The following is a 672-nucleotide window of genomic DNA, read 5'->3' on the forward strand; positions in this document are numbered from 1 at the left end:
TCGGCGGCGCGCGCCTCGCGAATCAGTACGTCGCGATCGTCGAGATCGCCCTGAACCGCTTCGACGCCCAGTTGAGCCAGCGCGTCGGCCTTGCGCATGTCGCGCACCAGTCCGCGCACGCTGTGCCCGGCCTTGATCAGGTGGACTGCAATGGAGCCGCCGACGTAGCCGGTCGCGCCGGTGATAAAGACTTTCATGTGGTTTCCCCGGTATCCGATGCGGAACTGTAACGTGTTTTGCAGGCGGATGCCGGGGCGGGTGGGGTGATGTCAGTCGTCGTTGTCGTCGTCGTCGTCCGAACCGAATTGGCGGCGCAACACCAGTTGCTGGCGTTCACGGGTTTGCTTGTTGCGTTCGAAATTGGCGGCGTTCACGAGGGCTTGCTCGCGGGCGTGCTCGTAGACCAGTCGCTCCAACGGAGTTCGTTCGCATCCGCTCAATCCGCATAAGCAGAGCAGCACCAGCAGCAGGCCAAATAGTGATCGCATTTTTCCATCCGTCGGCATGAATATCGGTCAGGTATGCCGGCGTTGTCATGCATGCGGATCGATCGCCCGGGTGGGACGAAGACGCGCAGCGGATCGGGTGGATCGCCTGGGCCGGCGTCGCGCGCGGCGATGAGGCGGGACGGCGCGGACTGGCGGCAATTCAGACGGGCAGTTATTCGAGCGA

2 protein-coding genes are annotated in these 672 nt (G+C 63.4%); both read right to left on the reverse strand.

The annotated features are described in order from the left end of the window. On the reverse strand, window positions 1-197 hold a 197-nt coding region (locus HLUSI_RS27745; RefSeq protein WP_040503295.1), incomplete at its 3' end, for an NmrA family NAD(P)-binding protein. Between the two features lie 72 nt (window positions 198-269). Beyond that, on the reverse strand, window positions 270-488 hold the full coding sequence (locus HLUSI_RS32525) for a hypothetical protein (protein WP_157137795.1): 219 nt from the start codon (window positions 486-488) through the stop codon (window positions 270-272). Window positions 489-672: the final 184 nt, after the last annotated feature.

The sequence above is a fragment of the Herbaspirillum lusitanum P6-12 genome (genome assembly GCF_000256565.1).
In the GTDB taxonomy this organism is placed as follows: Bacteria; Pseudomonadota; Gammaproteobacteria; order Burkholderiales; family Burkholderiaceae_D; genus Herbaspirillum; species Herbaspirillum lusitanum.